This window comes from Amazonocrinis nigriterrae CENA67 (genome assembly GCF_016056305.1).
Classification (GTDB): Bacteria; Cyanobacteriota; Cyanobacteriia; order Cyanobacteriales; family Nostocaceae; genus Amazonocrinis; species Amazonocrinis nigriterrae.
The window spans coordinates 13506-36268 of record NZ_JAECZC010000042.1 but is presented as its reverse complement, the minus strand read 5'-3'; the positions used below and the strand labels follow the sequence as shown (position 1 = coordinate 36268).

14 protein-coding genes, 2 tRNA genes and 2 pseudogenes are annotated in these 22763 nt (G+C 39.3%); 15 read left to right on the top strand and 3 right to left on the bottom strand.

What is annotated here, in order from left to right:
• Nucleotides 1–9: 9 nt before the first annotated feature.
• The 12 genes from I8748_RS19705 to I8748_RS19655 all read left to right on the top strand — a co-directional run bounded on the left by I8748_RS19705 (nt 10) and on the right by I8748_RS19655 (nt 16399).
• A complete protein-coding gene (locus tag I8748_RS19705; protein WP_198126255.1) occupies nt 10–1509 on the top strand; it encodes a hybrid sensor histidine kinase/response regulator in 1500 nt (499 codons plus the stop codon).
• A 207-nt stretch (nt 1510–1716) separates the two neighbouring features.
• A complete protein-coding gene (locus I8748_RS36085) occupies nt 1717–1848 on the top strand; it encodes a hypothetical protein (protein ID WP_318781247.1) in 132 nt (43 codons plus the stop codon).
• A gap of 133 nt (nt 1849–1981) precedes the next feature.
• The gene (locus tag I8748_RS19700; RefSeq protein ID WP_214662667.1) at nt 1982–2203 is read left to right on the top strand and encodes a hypothetical protein; all 222 of its coding nucleotides are present in this window, start codon (nt 1982–1984) and stop codon (nt 2201–2203) included.
• An 18-nt stretch (nt 2204–2221) separates the two neighbouring features.
• Complete coding sequence (gene glcD / locus I8748_RS19695; protein ID WP_198126253.1) at nt 2222–3694, top strand: glycolate oxidase subunit GlcD; 1473 nt, start codon at nt 2222–2224, stop codon at nt 3692–3694.
• Between the two features lie 248 nt (nt 3695–3942).
• Nucleotides 3943–5184, top strand: a complete 1242-nt coding sequence (locus I8748_RS19690; protein WP_198126252.1) for a glycoside hydrolase family 10 protein — start codon at nt 3943–3945, stop codon at nt 5182–5184.
• The gene (locus tag I8748_RS19685; RefSeq protein WP_198126251.1) at nt 5184–5747 is read left to right on the top strand and encodes a hypothetical protein; all 564 of its coding nucleotides are present in this window, start codon (nt 5184–5186) and stop codon (nt 5745–5747) included. Before I8748_RS19690 ends, I8748_RS19685 begins: the two co-directional genes overlap by 1 nt.
• A gap of 711 nt (nt 5748–6458) precedes the next feature.
• On the top strand, nt 6459–8723 hold the full coding sequence (locus tag I8748_RS19680; protein WP_198126250.1) for a PAS domain-containing sensor histidine kinase: 2265 nt from the start codon (nt 6459–6461) through the stop codon (nt 8721–8723).
• A gap of 61 nt (nt 8724–8784) precedes the next feature.
• Nucleotides 8785–8856 (top strand) — tRNA-Lys (locus tag I8748_RS19675).
• Nucleotides 8857–9358: 502 nt separating this feature from the next.
• Nucleotides 9359–10945 (top strand): type I restriction-modification system subunit M, encoded by a 1587-nt coding sequence (locus I8748_RS19670; protein ID WP_198126249.1) that lies wholly within the window; start codon nt 9359–9361, stop codon nt 10943–10945.
• Between the two features lie 6 nt (nt 10946–10951).
• Nucleotides 10952–12241: a restriction endonuclease subunit S gene (locus tag I8748_RS19665; protein WP_198126248.1), complete on the top strand. Its 1290-nt coding sequence runs from the start codon at nt 10952–10954 to the stop codon at nt 12239–12241.
• Nucleotides 12242–12464: 223 nt separating this feature from the next.
• The gene (locus I8748_RS19660; RefSeq protein ID WP_198126247.1) at nt 12465–13016 is read left to right on the top strand and encodes a transposase; all 552 of its coding nucleotides are present in this window, start codon (nt 12465–12467) and stop codon (nt 13014–13016) included.
• A 206-nt stretch (nt 13017–13222) separates the two neighbouring features.
• Nucleotides 13223–16399 (top strand): type I restriction endonuclease subunit R, encoded by a 3177-nt coding sequence (locus tag I8748_RS19655; protein ID WP_198126246.1) that lies wholly within the window; start codon nt 13223–13225, stop codon nt 16397–16399.
• A 441-nt stretch (nt 16400–16840) separates the two neighbouring features.
• On the opposite strand, the gene I8748_RS19650 is transcribed toward I8748_RS19655, so the two are convergent.
• The 3 genes from I8748_RS19650 to I8748_RS19640 form a co-directional block, all read right to left on the bottom strand.
• Nucleotides 16841–16913, bottom strand: a tRNA-Ala gene (locus I8748_RS19650).
• A 64-nt stretch (nt 16914–16977) separates the two neighbouring features.
• Nucleotides 16978–17706, bottom strand: coding sequence for an HAD family hydrolase (locus I8748_RS19645; protein ID WP_198126245.1), 729 nt, complete (start codon nt 17704–17706; stop codon nt 16978–16980).
• Nucleotides 17703–18620 carry a class I SAM-dependent methyltransferase gene (locus I8748_RS19640; protein WP_198126244.1) on the bottom strand — a complete coding sequence of 306 codons (918 nt, stop codon included), beginning with the start codon at nt 18618–18620 and terminating at the stop codon, nt 17703–17705. Before I8748_RS19640 ends, I8748_RS19645 begins: the two co-directional genes overlap by 4 nt.
• A 216-nt stretch (nt 18621–18836) precedes the next feature.
• Here I8748_RS19640 and I8748_RS19635 point away from each other — a divergent pair.
• The 3 genes and pseudogenes from I8748_RS19635 to I8748_RS19625 all read left to right on the top strand — a co-directional run.
• A pseudogene (locus I8748_RS19635) lies at nt 18837–19298 on the top strand (RtcB family protein); the annotation flags it as partial.
• A 302-nt stretch (nt 19299–19600) separates the two neighbouring features.
• Nucleotides 19601–20320 (top strand): annotated as a pseudogene (locus I8748_RS19630) (RtcB family protein); the annotation flags it as partial.
• Between the two features lie 205 nt (nt 20321–20525).
• Nucleotides 20526–22646: a cytochrome-c peroxidase gene (locus tag I8748_RS19625; protein WP_198126243.1), complete on the top strand. Its 2121-nt coding sequence runs from the start codon at nt 20526–20528 to the stop codon at nt 22644–22646.
• The last annotated feature ends 117 nt before the right edge of the window (nt 22647–22763 follow it).

Below are 22763 nucleotides of genomic sequence, written 5' to 3'. Positions count from 1 at the left end.
AATTATCAAATGTACCAAGTGAGAATTTTAGTCGTTGAAGATGAAGTGATAGTGGCTAGAACTATTGCTAGCCAACTCAATCAACTAGGGTACATAGTTACGGGTACGGCTTCTTCTGGGAAAGTTGCCATTGCCAAGGCATCAGAGACGAAACCAGAATTAGTTTTGATGGATATCATCCTCAAAGGAGAAATGGATGGGATTACAGCCGCCGGTTTTATTCGTGAACAATTAGATATTCCGGTGATTTTTCTCACTGCTTATGGAGATCAGCATACTTTACAACGAGCGAAAATTACTCAACCTTTTGGTTATGTCGTCAAACCATTTACATTACAAGATTTACGTATCGCTATCGAGATCGGTTTGTTAAAACATCAATTAGAACGTGACCTGCGGGAGAATCGCGATCGCCTAGCAACTTTGTTAAACTCAATGAGCGATGCTGTAATAGCCACAGATGAACAAGGAATGGTGACATTCATGAATCCCGCAGCCGAGGCGCTGACTGGCTGGGAACAAACAGAAGCCCTCGGACATGACGTGTCAAATATTTTTCGTATTGTCGATGAAGTTACAGAAACTACACTAGAAAATCCAGTAAAAAAAGTCTTGCGGGAACAAGAGGTTGTTTATTTAGGGGAATATACATCTTTAATTACCAAAAATGGTCAAAGAGTACCCATTGGTGATAGTGCTTCACCCATAATGCGACCATCTAACCAAATAAGTGGTGTTGTAGTTGTTTTCTGGGATCTCAGTGAACGACGACAAACAGAATTTTTAGAGCAAGCATTAAATAAAGAGCGAGAACTCAACCATCTAAAATCCTTATTTATCTCAACTGTTTCTCACGAATTTCGTAATCCTTTAACTGTGATTCAAACAGCAGTAGAATTGATTGAAATTCAAGGAGATAACTTAACAGAAGCCAAAAAACAGACATACTTAAAACGAATTAAAAAAGCTGTTCAATCCATGAAACAACTCATGGAAGATGTACTATTCATGGGCAGGTCTGAGGCAGAAAAAGTTGTATGCGAACCTGCACCACTGAATATTGAAAATTTATGTAGAGAGCTAATTGCAGAATTTTCTGCTGTCACAAACACCGCTCATCAAATCATTTTTACTTGTCATAGTGATAATACAAATGCTGTGATGGATGAACGGCTGTTACATTATATCTTCATAAATCTACTTTCCAACGCAGTTAAGTATTCTGCCATTGGTAGTACAATTTGGTTTGATTTAACTTGTGACCGAATTGCAGGGGTAGCTATTTTTCGGATTCAAGACCAAGGTATTGGCATACCTGAAGCAGACCAAACTCGACTTTTTGAGTCGTTTTATCGAGCCTCAAATGTGCAATCAATTCAGGGAACTGGGCTAGGATTAGTAATTGTTAAAAGGTGCGTTGTAGCACATCATGGTGAAATTAATGTCAGCAGTCAAGTTGGGGTTGGCACTACATTCACAGTAATTTTGCCATTAGATTTTCAAGCATAATTAAATGAAACTTGAGGATATCTCCAACTTTCATTTTTTTACCCTGCTACTTCATTTAATACACCTAATTCACAAGATGCAGATAAACATGCTTTCTGGCTCGTGTCTATGAAATAATTTGCAAACAATTCTGATCTTGTCTTGTAGGAGTTAGTTAAATCTTTGTTGAAGAAGCTTGTTCTGCTGGATACAGCAGTTTGCAAGTAAATGAAGTACACAACGCAGAATTCATTCATCATATCAAGTTCGGCTAATTACTTATATCCTAATCCTCAACAATTTAATCCCGAACGTTTTCTAGAACGGCAATATTCTCCTTGGGAATATATTCCAGACTGAATGCAGAAGATAAAAGCGATCGCCTCTCATCCATCCTTTAACCTGGTATTCTTGCAACAATGGTAATTACAGCCATATTACGCAGCCATGACAGACGCAGCCGTTAGCATCAGCCAAACCGATATTGCAACCCTTGAGCAACTGTACACCTTCCAGTGATACTCACGCATATGTCTGGGAGCAATTTAAGCTTAATCCTGACGCACAATATCAATTAATTGCCAGGAACTTAAAACGATTGCGAGAATATCGTAATCAAGCAGATTATATTGATAAGTATCCCGGTTTATCTGGTATCACAATAATAGCTTTAAATTTATCTGAAGAAGTTATTGCCACTTTGATAAATCTCTAATCATCTACCTAAAACTTTATGCTTACCCAAGATAAACAACAACGTAACTGGAAACCCGTCATCAAAGCGTTAGAGGCTGTACTTGGTAAAAATGGGGTAGTGCAACGCCGCGAGGAACTGATTACTTATGAATGTGATGGTTTAACTAGCTATCGCCAACGTCCGGCTTTGGTGGTGTTACCCAGAACCACAGAACAAGTGGCTGAGGTGGTGAAGATATGTAACAAATACTCTGTTCCTTTTTTAGCACGGGGTTCTGGGACTGGTTTATCTGGTGGTGCTTTGCCTGTGGAAGATTCTGTTTTAATTGTGACTTCCTTAATGCGACAAATCCTGAATGTTGATTTGGATAATCAGCGCATTGTGGTACAGCCAGGCGTTATTAATAGTTGGGTGACACAAACTGTTAGCGGTGCTGGTTTTTACTACGCGCCTGACCCTTCTAGCCAAATTATCTGCTCTATTGGGGGCAATGTTGCCGAAAATTCTGGTGGAGTACATTGCCTCAAATATGGTGTCACTACTAACCATGTTTTGGGATTAAAAATTGTCACTGCTGAAGGCGAAATTGTCGATTTAGGCGGACAAATTCCAGAAATGCCAGGCTATGATTTAACGGGTATATTTGTCGGTTCCGAAGGCACTTTAGGTATTGCTACAGAAATTACTTTGCGAATTCTCAAAAGTGCAGAATCGATTTGTGTACTGTTAGCAGATTTTACTAGCATTGAAGATGCTGGGGCAACTGTTTCTGATATTATCAGCGCGGGCATTATTCCCGGTGGTATGGAAATGATGGATAACTTCAGCATCAATGCTGTTGAAGATGTTGTTGCAACTAATTGTTATCCCCGCGATGCTACTGCAATTTTGCTGATAGAAATTGATGGTTTGGAAGTGGAAGTTGCAGGAAATAAACAACGGATTACCGAAATTTGTCACAAGAATAATGCGCGTAGTGTCACTTCTGCCACTGACCTAGAAACTAGACTGAAATTATGGAAAGGGCGTAAAGCTGCTTTTGCTGCTGCTGGACATTTAAGTCCAGATTATTATGTACAAGATGGTGTGATTCCCCGGACTCAGTTACCATATGTTCTGCATGAAATTAGGATGTTAAGTGAACAATATGGTTATCGTATTGCCAATGTATTTCATGCTGGTGATGGCAATCTTCATCCGCTGATTCTTTATGATAGATCTATCCCTGGAGCGTTAGAACAAGTTGAAGAATTAGGTTCCAAAATTCTCAAACTTTGTGTGAAAGTCGGTGGTAGTATTTCTGGTGAACATGGCATTGGTCAAGAGAAAAAGTGTTATATGCCAGAGATGTTTAGTGCTACTGATTTAGAAACTATGCAATGGGTACGACAAGTATTTAATCCCAAAGGTTTAGCAAATCCTGAGAAAATATTTCCCACACCACGGACTTGTGGTGAAGCAGCAAATAAGGCAACTGATAAGCAGTTTGAAGGAGTGGAAAGATTTTAATTTTGAATAGAAATGATGACTAATGACTGTTAACGGTTGGAATTGACTCTCCGGGGCGTACAGCTGTACGCCCCTACAAGGTATCTGTTGTATTTTTTTTAAATTCGTATTATTTTTGACAAATTACATAGGCTGCATATATAACAATCTTTGTGTGTGACAAGTTATGATATCATTACAAGATCCGGATAAATACTATTTTATTTTGTAGGGATAAGTATTCGTCGAAAACTCAGTCAAACCCACAAATGAATTGGTTGACTAGAAGTAGCTTGATTTACTTGCTGTGCTTGGACTTAATATTATGCTTAACAGCATTTTCAGTTCCTTCACTTTCCAACTTGGAACAACAAACAAGCCCACAAACTATAACCGAAATTCGTGGTGTTTGGCTAACTAATGTTGCTAGTGGCGTATTCTTTGTACCTTGGGGAATTGAACGCGCTGTCAATCAACTATCCGCACTTAATTTCAATACTATTTATCCTGTAGTTTGGAACCGAGGACACACTTTTTATAAGAGTAATGTCGCCCAAGTTGTTACTGGTTCCCAGACTCAACCTATTGTTAATTTAATACATAGTGGACAGGATGTTTTAGCAAAGCTTGTGTATTTGGCTAAACCTAAAGGTTTGAGTGTTATTCCTTGGTTTGAATACGGTTTTATGACACCAATTAATTCAGAAATAGTCAGGCGTTATCCTGATTGGTTAACTAAGGGACAACAAGGTGTCAATTCTATTAAAGAAACTCCACCGGAAGAAGTCGATAATGGCTTAATACATAAACAAGCTTGGTTAAATCCGTTGCATCCAGAGGTGCAAAAGTTTATCCTCAAGTTAATTTTGGAAGTTGTTAGCAATTATGATGTAGATGGAATCCAATTTGATGACCACTTTGGAATGCCAGTACAGTTTGGCTATGATGCCTTTACTGTTGACTTATATCGCCAAGAACATCAGGACAATAGTCCCCCAAATAATCCATTTAACTCGGAATGGATGCGTTGGCGAGCAAACAAAATTACTGATTTTATGGCAGAAATTTATCAAGCTGTGAAAGAAGTTAAACCTGATGCTAAAATATCTCTGTCTCCAAATTCACATGCTTTTGCTTATAAATACTACTTGCAAGACTGGGATAGTTGGGTAAAAAAAGGTTTGGTAGATGAATTAATTGTACAGGTGTATCGAAATGATCGCAGCAGTTTTATTGCCAATCTGGAACAACCAGCGGTAAAATTTGCTCGTACTCAAATTCCTGTAGGTATTGGTATTTCAACGGGAACAGTACAAAATCCTGTAGAAATGACCCAAATTAGAGAACAAGTGGAGATAGTGCGCGATCGCTCTTTTGTTGGTATATCCTTCTTTTACTGGGAGAGTTTGTGGGGTTACATCACACCAGAATCACCCCGACAACGACGCAGGGCTTTTTTAGAGATGTTTGCCCAAAAAGCCACAAGACCATTACCACCGAACAAAGTTTGATGCGATCGCCAACTAAAACCCAATTAAAATTTATATTGCTGTGGATTGCAGCTACTTTTGGCGGTTTTCTGGTGAGTTTGTTGTTAATTGAAGTTGGTGAAAAGCCAGATGTTGGAGTGACACAAGCAACTCTTGGCGGATTAGCGATCGCACTACCCCAGAGCTTAATTTTCAGACAAACCGTCTTTTCTGTCAAATGGATTTTGTTAACTGTGATGGCTTGGGCTGTAATCACTGCTATAGGAGTAGGCGCAGTTGGTTGGATGATACCTACTAATCAATCTCTTGCCTCCAGACTACTCTTTGGCGCTATCTATGGAGCAATAGGCGGCTTGGGAATTGGGGTTGCACAATCGTTGGCAATTCAACAGCCAGTCTCCTCCTGGCTATGGATAGTTGTGAGTTCGGCAAGTTGGTCTGTAGCAATACCTCTAGGTTCTACTGTGGGCATCATTTTACACCGCTTGACGCACTTGTTCTTAGGCGAAGTCGTAGGATTAGCTGTTACTTGGCTTGTGGTTGCTATGCTAACAGGTGTCAATGCCTACAAATTACTTAGGTGATACGATTTTGGATTTTGCGAAAAGTTGAGCCAGTGCGTTGGACGGGTTTCCCGGCTTGAAGCAACTGGCGTTGCGTGCGGGGGTTCCCCCCGTTGAGTAAACTTTTCAAGACGGATTTTAGATTTTATTTCGCACATTAGGGTTGAGGCTTTTACGCTTCTCGTTGCCTTTCCAGACTCCAAACAAGCAAACTAAATATTTATTAACTGCCTATTAACCATTTATTGACTTACTACAATTTCTGGGGAAAAATGTCTTACTATTAACTGCTATTTTCTGTTATCCACGAGTGACGCAAACAATAGCGGAAACGCTTATCGTCACGTAGCGGCAATTTATCAATTGTCGCTACATCATGTGGCGTTGCGTCAGTCTTATTATGGAATCGCAACTTTATTAAAAAATGTAACATTTGTTTAATCTATAACGGAAGTTTAGTTAAAAATATGCAACAATTTTAGAAAATTATTAATAATAAATGTCATCAAAATCGCACCGTTCTGCAAATGTATTCTCATACTCAAAAAGCAGGATTTGTTATATTTAGTGCTATTAATTTGCTTACATTTCTGATAAAAAGTAGACAAAGGTACAAATATTTATCAGCAAAGATTCAATGCTTTGCTATAGGCGCTCTTATTAATTTTATACACGGAAATTCACAACAAAAAGCGCCTATAAGAGTCGGTAACAGCAAATAGGGACTCTCGCATGAATATAAATCCAACGGAATCTACTGTAGAGTTGAAACAAAAATCACATCCTCATATTCTCTTCGGGACAGAATTAGATGAAAACAGTGGCAGTGAACAGTTTCTGCTGAGCATGTATGATTCTGTGCAAGCATCTATATTTGTGGTGGATGTTTTGGAGGATGGGGATTTTCGGTATGTGGCACTCAATCCGACTCATGAGCGATGGTTAGGCATTCGCTCAGAAGATTTAAAGGGCAAAAAACCAGAGGACATTCTTTCACCAGTTGATGCTGTTAGAGTGCGTCAACATTACGCTGATTGTGTGCTATTTGGCAAAACTATTTCCTACGAACAATGCTTGCAATTCCAGGGAGTACCTACTTGGTGGAGTACCACTCTCACGCCCCTGCGGGATGCTAATTCTAGGATTTACCGATTAATTGGCACTAGTAGCAACATTACCCCAGCGAAACAAGTAGCACAAGCCAGGGAAATTCAAGCCCGAGGGCAGCAACTGTTAGAAGCGATCGCGCAACGAATTCGTGAATGTCTAGATTTAGAAACAATTCTGGATCAGACAGTTAAAGAAATCAGGCAGTGTTTAGACTGCGATCGCATACTGATTTATCAGTTCCAGCCTGATGGTAGTGGCACAATCGTTGCCGAATCAACAGTTAGCGCTGGTAGTGCGCTTTTAGGCAAAAACTTTCGAGATCCCAGCTTCAGTGATAAATATAAAGAACCCTATGGGCGGGGTTGTATTCAAATTATTGAAGATATTTATGCAGCAGGGTTACATCCACAACAAATAGATTTCCTCGCCTCTTTACAAGTGAGAGCCAATCTAGTATTGCCAATTTTGTTACAGCAAGACTTGTGGGGGCTTTTCATTGCTCAGTATTGTCATGAACCCCATCAATGGCAGCAAATAGAAATTGATCTAATCAAACAACTAGCAACTCAAATCGGTATTGCTGTGCAGCAACAAGAACTGCATCAGCAGATACAGCATCTGCAAACACAGTTAGAATCGCAGACACAGCAGCATCAAATACAGTTAGAGCAGGTGCGGAACTTTCAAGCCCTGGTACGATGTATTACCGAACAAATCCGCGACAATCAAAATGAAGCTCAGGTGTTGCAAACAGCCATTGAAGAATTGGCAAGGTTACTGAAACTTGAGTCTTGCTATATCGAGCTATATAACCCCTATCGCACCAGCACCACTGTCACCTACAAGTACGCAACAACTACCTTACCCCCAAACAAAGGATTTACCAGACAGATTGCAGACTTTATGGAAGTTTATCGGCCACTATTGGCAAAAGAATATCGGCAATCTGTGGAAATTGTTTCTGGATGGCATCCCAAGTTAATTGTTGTCACACAGCTAGCTTGTCCGATCTTTGACGATCAAGGAATTCTGGGAAATCTTTGGCTTGTGAGATCCACACAAGAGATGTTCGAGCAATTTGAAATCGAACTAGTGCAGCAGTTGGCAAATGAATGTGCGATCGCCATTCGCCAAGCAAGGCTTTATCAAGCAACTCAGACACAGCTACAAGAACTAGAAAAACAAGAACGCCTCAAAAACGAATTTCTCAGAACCCTCTCTCAAGAACTGCGGACACCCATAACTAGCATCAGCCTAGCGGCTCAAACACTCGAAAGTGTGCTGACCACAGAAGGAGTATTAAATATTGAAATAGTACCGCAACTATTGCAGATTTTGCATAACGAATGTGGACGAGAAAGCAAGTTAATTAACGATCTACTCACACTCACATATTTAGAAACCGAACCCGAACCCCCGACTTTAATTGCGATCGATTTACAAACCTGGCTTCCCCCCATTGTCGAGCCTTTTCGGGAAATTACAAGTTGCCAGCGACAGCAGTTAAAGCTGACAATTGACACTGCACTACCACCTTTAGAGACAGATATCACCGATTTAGAGAGGATTGTCACTGAATTGTTGAACCATACTTGCAAATATACCCCCCCAGGCGAATCAATCACAGTCTCTGCTGAGTTGACAGCAGACATAGTGCAACTGAGTATCAGCAATTCTGGATTAGAAATTCCCGCTAATGATTTGTCACGGATTTTTGAGCCGTTCTATCACCTTTCCAAAAACGACCCCTGGAAATATAGCGGTACAGGATTGGAAATGGCATTAGTGCAAAAAATGGTCAAGCATTTAGGAGGCTCAATTCATGTAGAAAGTGCAGTGGGTCAAACTACCTTCATTGTCCAATTCCCTAGAACAATTGCACTATAACTCATGCCATGCAACAAAACTAGTCAATCCCTGAGAAATTTGCTAATATGATTTCCATCACGGGTGACTAGCTCAACGGTAGAGCAGTAGACTCTTAATCTATTGGTTGCGGGTTCAAATCCCTCGTCACCCACTACCAGCCATTCATTTTTTCTCTCAGGTTTCTCTCATGGTGTAAGCTTAATTGACCCTATGAGACGTGATACGAATGGATGGCTGAAATAGAAATAACTTATAAATTACTGATATAGCCGTTGCCAGTAGTGTTACACCATTTCACGAAATCTCTGATACAAAAACATGGTAGAGACGTTCCGGTGGAACGTCTCCACAGGCAATTTACCGATGAAACGTCTCTACAGGCAATTTATATGTTGCAAATATTTTTGGAAATGGTATTAGGACATCAACAGATGATAAAACCTAGACACAAAGCGAAAAGCCGAAGTGGCAGCTAATGCCCTATCTGAACTTTTCAAGACAAAGACTTTTTACCCAATCCCCAGTCGCCAGTCGCCAGTCCCCAGCTATATCAGTTAACGCCTAAAACAAATATCTCAAAATTGACATATCCCAATGCCTAAAGGAACACAGAGGCGTATAATTCATTAGTTTGAGTGATGATTTGTGCGTCTATGCCTGCCAACACAACAGAGTTAGAAAAACGTTTATGGGATGCTGCTGATGAGCTAAGGGCAAACTCTAGACTGAAATCTTCAGAGTATTCTGTACCCGTACTGGGGTTAATCTTTCTCCGTTATGCAGACTGGAAATTTACCCAGGCTGAGAAAGTCTTAAAAAGCCAAGGAAGCGGTAGAAGAGGAATTACTAAAACAGATTATCAGGCAAAGGGTGTAATGTACTTGCCTGAAAATGCACGTTTTTCTCAATTACTAGAGTTACCTGAGAGTGCAGATTTTGGTAAAGCCATCAACCAAGCCATGAAGGCGATAGAAGATGAAAATACAGATTTAAATGGTGCTTTACCTAAAAATTATAATCGTCTCGATAATGAGCTACTTATAGAACTACTCAAAAAGTTTAGCAAGATTGATTTTGATGCTGACATAGAAGGGGATGCTTTCGGGAAGATTTACGAATACTTCCTTGGTAAATTTGCCATGAGTGAAGGGCAAAAAGGCGGAGAGTTCTTTACACCTACTTCTATAGTTAAATTAATAGTGGAAATCTTAGAACCATATTACGGACGTATATATGACCCAGCCTGTGGTTCCGGTGGTATGTTTGTTCAAAGTGCCAAGTTTGTAGGAAGGCATAAGAAGAACCCTAGCACAGAAATTAGTATTTATGGTCAAGAGAAAGTAGGTGAGACTGTTAACTTATGTCAGATGAACTTAGCAGTACATGGACTTTCAGGCAACATTAAACAGGGAAATACTTATTATGAGGTGAACCACGCCAATATAGATATAGGTCAATTTGATTTTGTCATGGCTAATCCACCATTTAATGTTGATAAGGTGGATAAAGAGCGAATGCAAGGTGATGTTCGCTTTAAAGATTTGGGATTACCCAAGGTAGATAATGCTAACTATATTTGGATTCATTTATTTTATAGTGCCTTAAATGAGACTGGTAGAGCAGGGTTTGTTATGGCTAACTCTGCTAGTGATGCTAGAGGTTCTGAGTTAGAAATCCGTAAAAAGTTAATACAGTTAGGTGTAGTAGATGTAATGGTTGCTATTGGTTCTAACTTCTTCTACACAGTGACTTTACCTTGCACATTATGGTTTTTAGATAAGGGTAAATGTAGAGACGTTCCGGTGGAACGTCTCCATAATCGCAAGAATAAAGTCTTATTTCTTGATGCTAGACATATTTACACGCAAGTAGATAGAGCGCATCGAGAATTTACAGCACAACAGATTGAATTTATCGCTAATATTGTTAGGTTATACAGAGGTGAGGCGGTAGAAAATACTAATCGTAGTGATGCAATGCTGCTAGAGAAATTCCCAGAAGGTAAATATATTGATGTAGCTGGGTTATGTAAGGTAGCAACTATTGAAGAGATAGAAGCACAGGGTTGGAGTTTAAACCCTGGTCGTTATGTGGGGGTTGCTGAAAGGGTAGTGGAAGATTTTGATTTTGCTGAGAAGTTGGAAGAGTTGAATGAGGAATTGGAAGTTTTAAATACTGAGGCTAGGGAGTTAGAAGAAAGAATTGCTGAGAATGTCAGTTTTTTATTAGAACAGAGTTAAATTTATATGCAAAAAAATATCAAATCGGACTGGAGTTCTAAAAAACTAAATGAATTAGGTTTTGTTGGTAGGGGTAAATCAAAACATCGTCCTAGAAATGAGCCATCACTTTACGGAGGTAATTACCCTTTTATTCAAACAGGAGATGTTAAAGCTGCTGAATTATACATATCAGAATACAGCCAAACCTATAATGATAAAGGTTTAGCTCAAAGTAAGCTTTGGCAGAAAAATACTTTATTAATAACGATAGCAGCTAATATTGCTGAAACTGCAATACTAAAAAAAGATGCTTGTTTTCCTGATAGTATAGTAGGATTCATAGCAGACCCATTAAAAGCAGATGTGAGGTTTATTAAGTATTACATAGATACTATTAAAATACAAATGCAGAGTATATCAAGAGGAACAACTCAAGATAATTTAAGTGTTGATAAACTTTTATCATTTGATATTTTAACACCTCCTCTTCCCACACAACAAAAAATAGCCTCCATTCTCTCAACCTATGATGACCTAATTGAAAACAACACAAGACGCATCAACATATTAGAAGAAATGGCGCAAACTCTCTACCATGAGTGGTTTGTCAAATTCCGCTTCCCTGGTCATGAACAGGTAAAAATGGTTGAGTCAGAGTTAGGTTTAATTCCTGAAGGGTGGAAGCGAAGCAAAATAAAAGATTTGCCTATTAAAATTATTGACGGCGACCGTTCAAAAAAATATCCTAAAGCTAATGAATTTCAGAAAGAAGGAATTTTGTTCTTAAATACTAAAAATATTGTTGACAATAAACTAGACTTTAGTGAAGCTAATTTTATTAGTAGTGAGAAATTCGACCAAATTACTAAAGGTCGTTTACAGCCTCTAGATATTGTCATGACTACGAGAGGTAGTATCGGTAAACTAGCACTTTTTAACTGTAAGCATTTAACGGGGCTTATAAACGCTCAAATGCTTATATTAAGAGCAGATAATCAGTGTGTTTATCAATTATTCTTATTTTATTTAATGTGTACCCATGATTTTCAAGAGTGTATTAGAGGTTTTTCTTCTGGTTCTGCTCAACCGCAAATTCCAATTCAAGACCTTAAAGAAATAGAAATTATTTGTCCGCCAGTTGAACTACAAATTAAATTTTCAGACTTTACTTACAACATCAATCAATTTATCAAAAATATTCAACACAAGAACGAAACCCTTCGCCAAACCCGTGACTTACTCCTACCCAAACTCATCTCAGGACAAATAGACGTAGAAAACCTAAACATTGACACCCTAGACATTGCCGCATAACATGGTAGAGACGACCCGCTGGGTCGTCTCTACTATATGATTGGATAAATATTGATAATTAATAACAACATCAATTTTATTTTTTATGACTCTATATAAAAATAAATATCGTATTGAATCAGCAAGATGCCCAAAATGGGATTACACATCTAATGGCTATTATTTTGTTACCATTTGCACCCACAATAAACAATCTTTTTTTGGAGAAATTATTAATGGGGAAATGCTGTTAAATCCTATTGGTGAAATTGTTGCCTTAGAATGGCAGAAAACCGAACAAATTCGCTCTAATATTAAATTAGATGCTTGGGTAATCATGCCAAATCATATGCATGGGGTCTTGATTATTGATAAACGTCTAGATAGGGAAAACCAGGTTCATGAGGTTAATGAGACGTTCCATCGGAACTTGATTATTGATAAATGTCTAGATAGGGAAAACCAGGTTCATGAGACGTTCCATCGGAACTTAATTATTGATAAATGTCTAGAAACGGAAAACCAGGTTCATGAGACGTTCCATCGGAACGTCTCTACGAATACAACGCGATTACAATCTAATTCTCTAGGCTCAATCATTGGTCAATTTAAATCTGTTTGCACTAAAAAAATTTGCACTGCTGGATATATAGATTTTCGTTGGCAAAGTAGATTTCATGACCATATTATACGTGATGAAGAATCTCTAAATCAAATTCGACAATATATTATTAATAATCCTCTGAAATGGGATGATGACGAACATCATCCGGCAAATATTCATGTGAAAAAATAACATGTAGAGACGACCCGGTGGGTCGTCTCTACCGAATAATATTCATTATTAAAAAATATTTCGTAGTAGAGACGTTCCGATGGAACGTCTACGCATTTAATGAAAAAATATTGCATAGTAGAGACGTTCCGATGGAACGTCTACGCATTTAATGAAAAAATATTGCATAGTAGTTATAGATAACCTGTGTAAATATACCAGCATCTATGCACTACCCTCACCCTGACTCAGAACAAGCGTTAGAAAATGCCACAATTAAACTATTCTCAGAATTAGGCTGGAATACTGCCAATTGCTACGATGAAGAACTAGGCATAAATGGCACATTAGGTAGACTAACCAGGGATGAGATAGTGTTACTTCCCAAACTGCGTACAGCCTTAACCAGACTGAACCCAGACTTACCAGATGAAGCTTTAGAACTCGCCACAGAAGAACTTACCCGCAGTCGTAACACCTTAAGTTTAGAAAACGCTAACCGCGAAATTCACCAACTACTCAAAACAGGCGTAAAAGTAAACTTCAAAGATGCTAATGATGAAGAACAGGTAGAAACAGTTAAGGTTATCGACTGGGAAAATCCTACAAATAATGATTTCTTCCTAGCTTCCCAGTTCTGGGTAACTGGAGAAATCTATACTAGACGTGCTGACTTGATAGGCTTCGTGAATGGTTTACCCCTAGTATTTATTGAACTTAAAGCCCATCACAAACGCTTAGAACTAGCCTATAAAAACAATCTGCGAGACTACAAACAAACAATTCCTCAGCTTTTCTGGTACAACGCCTTGATCATTCTTTCTAACGGTAGTAAAAGCCGTATAGGTAGCCTAACAGCATCCTGGGAACACTACAGTGAATGGAAGAAAATCAATAGTGAAGGGGAAGAAGGCATAATTTCCTTAGACACAATGATTAGGGGAACTTGTGACAAGACAAGACTGTTAGACCTGTTAGAAAATTTTATCTTTTTCTACACTGCTAAAGGTTCATTAGTTAAAGTAGTAGCTAAAAACCACCAGTTTCTAGGCGTTAACAGTGCCATTGAGGGAGTTAAACACATTCAAGACAACCAAGGTAAATTAGGTGTATTTTGGCATACTCAAGGAAGCGGAAAAAGTTATTCAATGGTGTTCTTTTCGCAAAAAATACTCCGTAAATTAGCAGGAAACTGGACATTTTTAATCATCACCGATAGAGAAGATTTAGACGACCAAATTTATAAAAACTTTGCTTATGCAGGTGTAGTCACAGAACCGGAAAAAGAAGTTAGAGCTAAAAACGCTGAACATTTAAAGCAATTACTCAAAGAAGACCACCGCTATATATTCACCTTAATTCAAAAATTCCGCACCGAAAAAGGTCAAAGCTACCCTCAACTATCTGACCGTACAGACATCATTGTAATTGCCGATGAAGCGCACCGTAGCCAATACGATACATTCGCCTTAAACATGAGAAATGCTCTACCAAATGCAGCATTTATCGGCTTTACAGGTACACCTTTAATGGCAGGAGAAGAAAAGACTAGAGAAGTATTTGGTGATTATGTTAGTATTTACAACTTCCGCCAATCGATAGAAGATGAGGCTACAGTACCTCTCTACTACGAAAATAGAATTCCTGAACTCCAACTTACAAATGATGACCTCAATGAAGATATGCAGCGCATCATTGAAAATGCAATGCTGGATGAAGAACAGGAAAATAATCTTGAGCGCCAATGCACTAGAGAATATCAAATTATTGTTAGAGAAGACCGCCTAGAAATCATAGCGGCTGATATAGTGACACACTTCTTAGGTAGAGGCTATAAGAGTAAAGCAATGGTAGTCTCAATTGATAGATTTACTGCTGTAAAAATGTACAATAAAGTACAGAAATATTGGCAGCAACATTTAAATAAACTTAAATCTGAACTAGCAACATCTAACCTGAGCGAATTTGAACAAAAGAAACTGTCTAAACAAATTCGCTACATGGAAGAAACAGACATGGCGGTGATAGTTTCTCAGTCTCAAGGTGAAGTAGAAGCTTTTCAGAAGAAAGGTTTAGATATTACGCCACACCGTAAACGAATAGTCACTGAATCACCTGGACTAGATGAGAAATTCAAAGATGCAGATAACCCGTTAAGGATAGTCTTTGTTTGTGCAATGTGGATTACAGGTTTTGATGTACCTAACTGTTCCACTATCTATTTAGATAAGCCTATGCAAAATCATACCCTAATGCAAACCATAGCAAGGGCTAACCGTGTATTCAAAGATAAAGTTAATGGTTTAATAGTTGACTACATAGGCGTATTCAGAGATTTACAAAAAGCCTTAGCAATATATGGTTCTGCATCTGGTGGTGGTATTCGTGAAGGGGAAACACCAGTTAAAGACAAATCCGCATTAGTAGAAAAACTGCGGGAAACTATAACTGAAGCTAAAGCATTTTGTACTGATAGAGGAATTAACCTTAGCACGTTAGAAAATACTCAAGATGCTTTTTTACGTACCAAAGTCTGGGATGAGGCTGTAGAAGCTATTTTAATTAATGACGATTCTAAACGTACTTATTTTTCTATCACCAGCCACGTAACCAGACTATATAAGGCAATTCTACCTGATACGGCTGCTAATGAATTTTCTCACGTTCAAGCCATTTTAGAAAGACTAGCAGAGAAAATCCGCTTAGAACTTCCAGACACAGATGTTTCCGATGTAATGGAAGAAGTAGGGGAACTTTTAGACGATTCTATTATGGCTGGTGAGTTCGTCATCTCCAGTAATCCTAAGCAATTAGTAAATCTTAGTCAATTAGACTTTGAAGAATTACAAGCAAGATTTAACAGTGGTTATAAGCGTACTGAAGCAGAAAAGCTCAAAGGTGCTATCAACCAAAAACTTCAGCAGATGGTGCAGTTAAACAGAACCCGCATTAACTATTTAGAGAAATTCCAAAGCATGATAGATGAGTACAATGCAGGTTCTCGGAATGTGGAATGGTTCTTTAGTCAGTTAATTAACTTTGCTCAAGATTTGAATGTAGAAGATAAAAGAGCAATGTCAAATAATTTAACTGAAGAAGAATTAGCTATCTTTGACTTACTGACTCAAGCCAAAATTAAGTTAACTAAGCAGGAACAACAGGAAGTAATACAAGTAGCTAGGGAACTACTAGAGACGTTAAAGAAAGAAAAGCTAGTTTTAGACTGGCGAAAACGTCAGCAAACTAGAGCAGGTGTAGAAGTCACCATTAAAGATATACTGGATAAACTTCCAGCAAGTTATTCAGCAGAAGTGTATGATAAAAAATGCTTAGAAGTCTATCAGCACATCTATGAAAATTATTCAGAGCGAGAGATTAGTATTTATCAAATATTTCATGATTAACTTTGTATAGCCCTAAAAACTCTCATTTATCTAATACCTTTTCCTAAAATATTTGCAATAATAAATAAATAGCCTGTAGAGACGTTCCACCGGAACGTCTCTACAGTATCAGATATTTCGTGAAATGGTATAATTTAGGGCATGATATTAAATATGGGACTCATATTTGATTTTTGAACAAAACTCAGTACACCTTTATTCCTTCTTCCCAGTCCCCAGTCCCCAGTCCCCAGTCCCTTACCTCTACGAGTGATTCTCCAAATCAAATCGGATTACTATATCTCTCAGATGTCTAGCCATACCCTGAAATAGTCCAGTTACCTACTATGTGGTAAATAATACATATGAATTACTATGTTATCTGTACTAAACATCAAATAACATTAAGACAGCATTAGGACAGCTTAAGGTAATCTAGGCTGTTAAAGATAGCGCCAGCTATGGAGAATAGGGAACTCGAATCCCTGACCTCTGCGGTGCGATCGCAGCGCTCTACCAGCTGAGCTAATTCCCCTTACAAGTGCTGAGTCAACAAAAATCTCTCTCGTTAACTCAACGATCTAATATAGTATAATATTTTAACATTCAGTTGTTGTAGGCTGAGACTCTTTTTGCAAAAAGACTTCCTGTACTCGTTCGAGTTCTAAATCAGTCAAATAATCCACAGTCCAGTTACAGCAGCGCTGGAGCATATGAAATGGGTAAGTATTCGCTACACCAACAACTTGCATATTAGCTCGTTTCGCCGCTTGAATACCCGCTGGGGTATCTTCTATTGCTAAACACTCTTGCGGTTGCAGATTCAAATCAGGGTATTGTTGATTCAGCCGTTCCACTGCCAGCAAATAACCGTCAGGTTTAGGCTTACTAGTGTTAACATCGTCACCCGACACGATAACTTGAAAATATTCAGCTAGCTTGGCGCGGTTGAGTACAAATTCTATTTCTTTGCGAATTGCACCACTAACTAACCCTATTTTCAGATTGCGGGAACGCACTTGATATATCAAGTCCTCCACACCTGGATATATAGGCAGTTTTTCGAGTTTTTCTATTTCCACGGCATAGGCTTTTGCCTTGCGGTTGAGTAACCCAGTTAAATACTCTTCAGTGGCAACTCTACCACGATTGCTGAGCAGTTCTTCAAAACAAGCGCGATCGCTGCGTCCCAGAGAAGCTTGACGCTCACTCACTTTTTGGGGTTGGAGATTTTCCTCAATGAGAATCTCGTCTATTAATTGTAGGTGAATGGCCTCATCTTTAATGATGATGCCATTAAAATCAAATAGAATTGCCTTTAAACTCATGCTGTTATGCCAAAAACTGGAGATCCAAAGTCCTCCAAATCATTATTATCTATTGTGCTATCTATTGATATCGGATTGTACTGTTGTACTTTTTTTTGAGCATTTACATCTGTTGAAGAAATGGGTTTAACGCCGCTATTTACCTGATTTACCCACCAAACATCTTGAGTTTGCACTGCTGCAAACCCTACCGCACTTATATTCGCAGCCAAATTTCCAGCAGCATACTCACGAATATACGGCTCCTCAAAAATATCATTGAGCCAGTCTAACTGATGTAAAGTTTTCTGATTACCATCTAAAACCAATATTTGCCCACCAGCAACCAACAACCGAAAACTTTCTCGCAAAATTGCCTGGCATACTACACTGGGTATTTCATGAAATAGCAAAGAAGCCGTGACTAAATCAAAAGCACCATCCCTAAAGTTGGTTTTTTCAGCATTCCCATGTCGCCATCTGATATCTAAACCAGCTCTTCTAGCTTTATCTTCTGCCCTCACCAGCATATATGGTGATAAATCTAAACCGATGACTTCTGCTTGGGGAAAAGCCTGCTTCAACATTAAAGTAGTTGAACCTGTGCCACAGCCTAAGTCAAGTATACGTCGCGGCTGTACCTTAACTGCATCAATCAAAGCTTGCCGTACTACAGTTTCATTAGGTAGGAGAACGTACTGAGTAATGGGATCGTAGGAAACCGCTGCTTGGGGGTTGAGATATCCGCCCTCAACACCGTGAAAGTTTTGGCTATCGTAGTATGAGGGAATTATGACATCAGGTTGACGCAAGCGATCGCTTTGTTTTTCCCAGTCGATACTATCTGCGTAACGCCGCCACTTTTCCTCATCAATCAAAAAACGCACCATCGGTGAAAGAAAATTTTCCCACATTGGATTTTGATGCACTGCCATAGGTGAGGGCACAGTCTTTTACTTTACAGATTTTAATAAGGGCGCTTGTGGGAGCGATCGCGTTGACACTCAAATTTATTTATACTACATTTGTAGTATATAATTAAAATCTAAATGCCATGCCATATATAAATTTTTATAAATAGCTACTGATCAACTACCAAATTCAGAGCTTAAACTCAAATTTCACGTTACGGATTCAAAATATCGCAAATTATGCCCTACGAAGAGTTAGAAATTACCACTCCGACACCCGTTTTATCTTGGGCAAATCATCCTTTGGGACATGAAGAAACCAAGATGGCGAAGAATGTCGCATCACTACCATTTGTATTTAAACATATAGCCTTGATGCCAGATGTTCACTTAGGAAAAGGTGCTTTAGTTGGTTCTGTAATTGCCACAAAAGAAGCGATTATCCCTGCTGCTGTAGGCGTGGATATTGGTTGTGGTATGTCCGCCATCAAAACACCATTTACAGCTGAACAATTAGAAGGCAAACTAAAGAAAATCCGCTTAGATATTGAAGCAGCAATTCCTACTGGATTCAACGAAAATAAAGACGTTGAAAAATTAGTTACCAACTGGCAACGCTGGCGTGATTTTCAAGATTTACACCCAGGTGTACAAGATTTGCAAGGAAAAGCAATGAAACAAATGGGTTCTCTCGGTGGGGGTAAAGAATTGCTCCTTACTGTAGTAATACAGTAATCAAAACTCGTCCAAATCGGTGAAGGCTGAGATTGCTAATACCGAGGGAAGCGGTAAAACGCCCCGTAGAGAGCAGAGGGACTTGGGCATCCTAGATTATTTAGGATGAAGGTGTGCTCCGAACTATATCGAATAGGAAGATATAGAATCAAGCAGAAATGACTTGATCGATTGTAACTTTCATTGAAAGCGTTAAGTAGAAGTCGAAAGAGTATTGAATTAAGACTCTGGAGACTTAGCAAACTTAACAAACAATCAGTAACAAATTGAATCACTTTATTGAGGTATGCCTCGATACAGAGAACCAAGTTTGGCTGATGCTACATTCAGGTTCACGTAACATCGGCAATAAACTAGCGCAGTGCCATATTCAAACAGCTAAGGAATTAGCTAAGCTAGCAGGTAATCACTTGCCAGATCCAGATTTAGCCCATTTTGTCGCTGGTACGCCCGAATTTCAGGCTTACTGGAACGATTTGCAATGGGCGCAAAACTATGCAAGTTTCAACCGTGATGTGATGATGGCACGTTTCAAGCACGTTGTTGAAAAACATTTAGCTGGTGGGAAGACAACTAAACCTTTATTGCAGGTAAATTGTCATCATAATTACGCTGAAAAAGAAGTGCATTTTGGTGAGGATGTCTACGTTACTCGCAAAGGTGCAGTACGCGCCCAAACTGAAGATTATGGTATTATTCCTGGTTCAATGGGGACGAAATCTTTCATTGTTAAAGGTAAAGGAAATGCCCACAGCTTTTGTTCTTGCAGCCACGGTTCAGGCCGTTTGTTGTCTAGAAACAAAGCTAAAAATGTCTACACCCTTGATGATTTGATTGCCCAAACTCAAGGCGTAGAATGCCGTAAGGATACTGGCGTGTTAGATGAAATTCCTGGTGCTTATAAGCCGATAGATCAAGTGATGGAAAACCAAGCCGATTTGGTTGAGGTTGTAGCAACGCTCAAGCAAGTTGTTTGCGTGAAAGGGTGAATTTTGTAGGGGCGTACAGCTGTACGCCCCTAGAATCAATTAATTTGTTGCAAAGATTATTCTGAAGACAAAAGTATTTTTATATACCTTTAATTAAATATTACGTTAGTCAATCTTATCTTAGTAAAATTTTACACTTGGTAAAATTCATCAAATACTATATATTTATTACCAATCAATTAAATGTTTTTTAGTAACAAAAAACATGAGAATTATACCTCTCATCATTCTGGTACTAATAGTTACCAGTTTATCTATCTACTTTCTACTCACTTCCAACGGTAGATGGCGAAAAAAGCAGAGAATCAATTCTCTGCCATCTAAACTACTGGTATCTAAGTTTAACAAAGCGATTATAATTGTGGCGGTCATAGCGATCGCCATCATTGCTGGAAACACTGTATCCGCCCAAGTTACCCCACCCTTAGCTTCCCTCAAAACAGTCAAAGTTCCAGAACCTGACAATCTCACAGACTTCGTGAAAAACAAAGTTGCCGCAGTCAAGTTAGGAAAAGCACTGTTTTGGGATATGCAGGTGGGTAGCGACGGAATAACCGCCTGTGCAAGTTGTCACTTCCATGCTGGTGCTGACAATAGATCCAAAAATCAAATTTCTCCTGGACTATTGCGAATTAACGCTGATAAAACAGCAAATCCAGATACAGTTTTTGATGTTGGTGGCGCACCCAACTATCAACTTAAGCCAGAAGATTTTCCCTTCCACCAGCTATCAAACCCCAATGACCCCACGACGGTGACATCAGACCGTAATGATGTCGTTTCTTCCCAAGGTATCTTCAATAGCGAGTTTGTGGATGTTAAGCCCGGTAATGCTGTAGACCAAGTAAATTTTTCGCCAGATCCAGTGTTCAACGTCGGCGGTACAAATGTGCGCCGTGTTGAACCGCGTAACACACCAACTGTAATTAATTCTGTATTTAACTTCCGTAACTTCTGGGACGGTAGAGCGCAAGACATCTTCAATGGAGTCAATCCATTTGGGTTGAGAGACCCTAACGCTTATGTTGTTAAGGCAAATACTCCCAGTCATCTGGAATCTGTAAAAGTTAGTCTCAACCATGCGTCTCTAGCCTCCCAAGCTGTCGGCCCCCCAATCAGTTCTTTTGAGATGTCTGCTGATGGTCGCACCTTTGCAGAAATTGGTGATAAGTTCGGAGTAGTTGATAAAAAATCCCACAGCGTTGGCAAGGGTAAGAAACTACTCAGAAAACTAGGAAAAAAGTTATTGGGCAAAGATACAGCTCTCAGACCGCTAGGTAAACAGATTGTCCATCCCCAAGATAGCGTCTTAGGTGAAGAAAGTAGATCCCCCTTACCCGGACTGCAAACTGCAACCTACGAAAATCTAGTTGCTGATGCTTTCAAACCTGAATGGTGGCGCTCAAATCGCATTATTCAAGTAAATCCCGACGGTAGCAGAACTTTTGTTAAAAAGCCAGACAACTCTTTGCAGACCAATGAATATACATTGATGGAGTACAACTTCCCTCTGTTCTTTGGGCTGGCGATACAGATGTACGAGTCCACACTCATTGCTGACGATACACCTTTAGATCGCTTCTTGGAAGGAAACACCACTGCGCTAAGTGCCCAGCAGCAACGAGGAAAACAACTGTTTGAAGGTAAAGCTCAATGCACTATTTGTCACAATGGAGCAGAACTTACCAGAGCTTCAGTTAGTGCTGTGCAGCAACAACGTATTGGCATACTAACCATCCCGAACTTTCCCAGAATTATCTTTGACGAAGGCTTCTTTAATATTGGTGTAAGACCCACTCTAGAAGATGTTGGTGTTGGTAGTAATGACCCCTTTGGTAATCCACTGTCAGAATCGCGATTATCTCTGTTAGGGACTTTTAAGCAATTGCTTGGTTCTGACCCGAATACTACTGTTACTTCCAATGACTTATTAATTGCGGACGGTAGTTTCAAGACACCCGGACTACGCAACATCGAACTTACAGCCCCTTACTTCCACAGTGGTGGCTATTTGACCTTGCCACAAGTTGTGGATTTTTACAGTCGTGGCGGAGACTTTCGTCAGCAAAGCGCCCTCGCCCAGTTGAATTTAACGGAAGATGAAAAAGCTGATTTGGTGGCGTTCCTTCAATCCCTCACTGATGAGCGAGTTCGCTATGAAAAAGCTCCCTTTGACCATCCGCAATTGTTCGTACCTAATGGTCATCCAGGTAACTCTAATTCTGTGACTGATGATGGTACAGGTAAAGCTACAGATAGCTTCTTAGAAATTCCCGCTGTTGGTGAGTTTGGTGGCAATGGTACACCTAATTTCTTAGCACAATAGTAAATTAGCTCAGAGTGCGTAATTCCTGTAATATCTTAGTACTGCCCCTGTATTTATACAGGGGTTTTCTGTAGAAATAAAGCTTAGTTTTTCCTCATGATTGCGTAAATCTTCAAT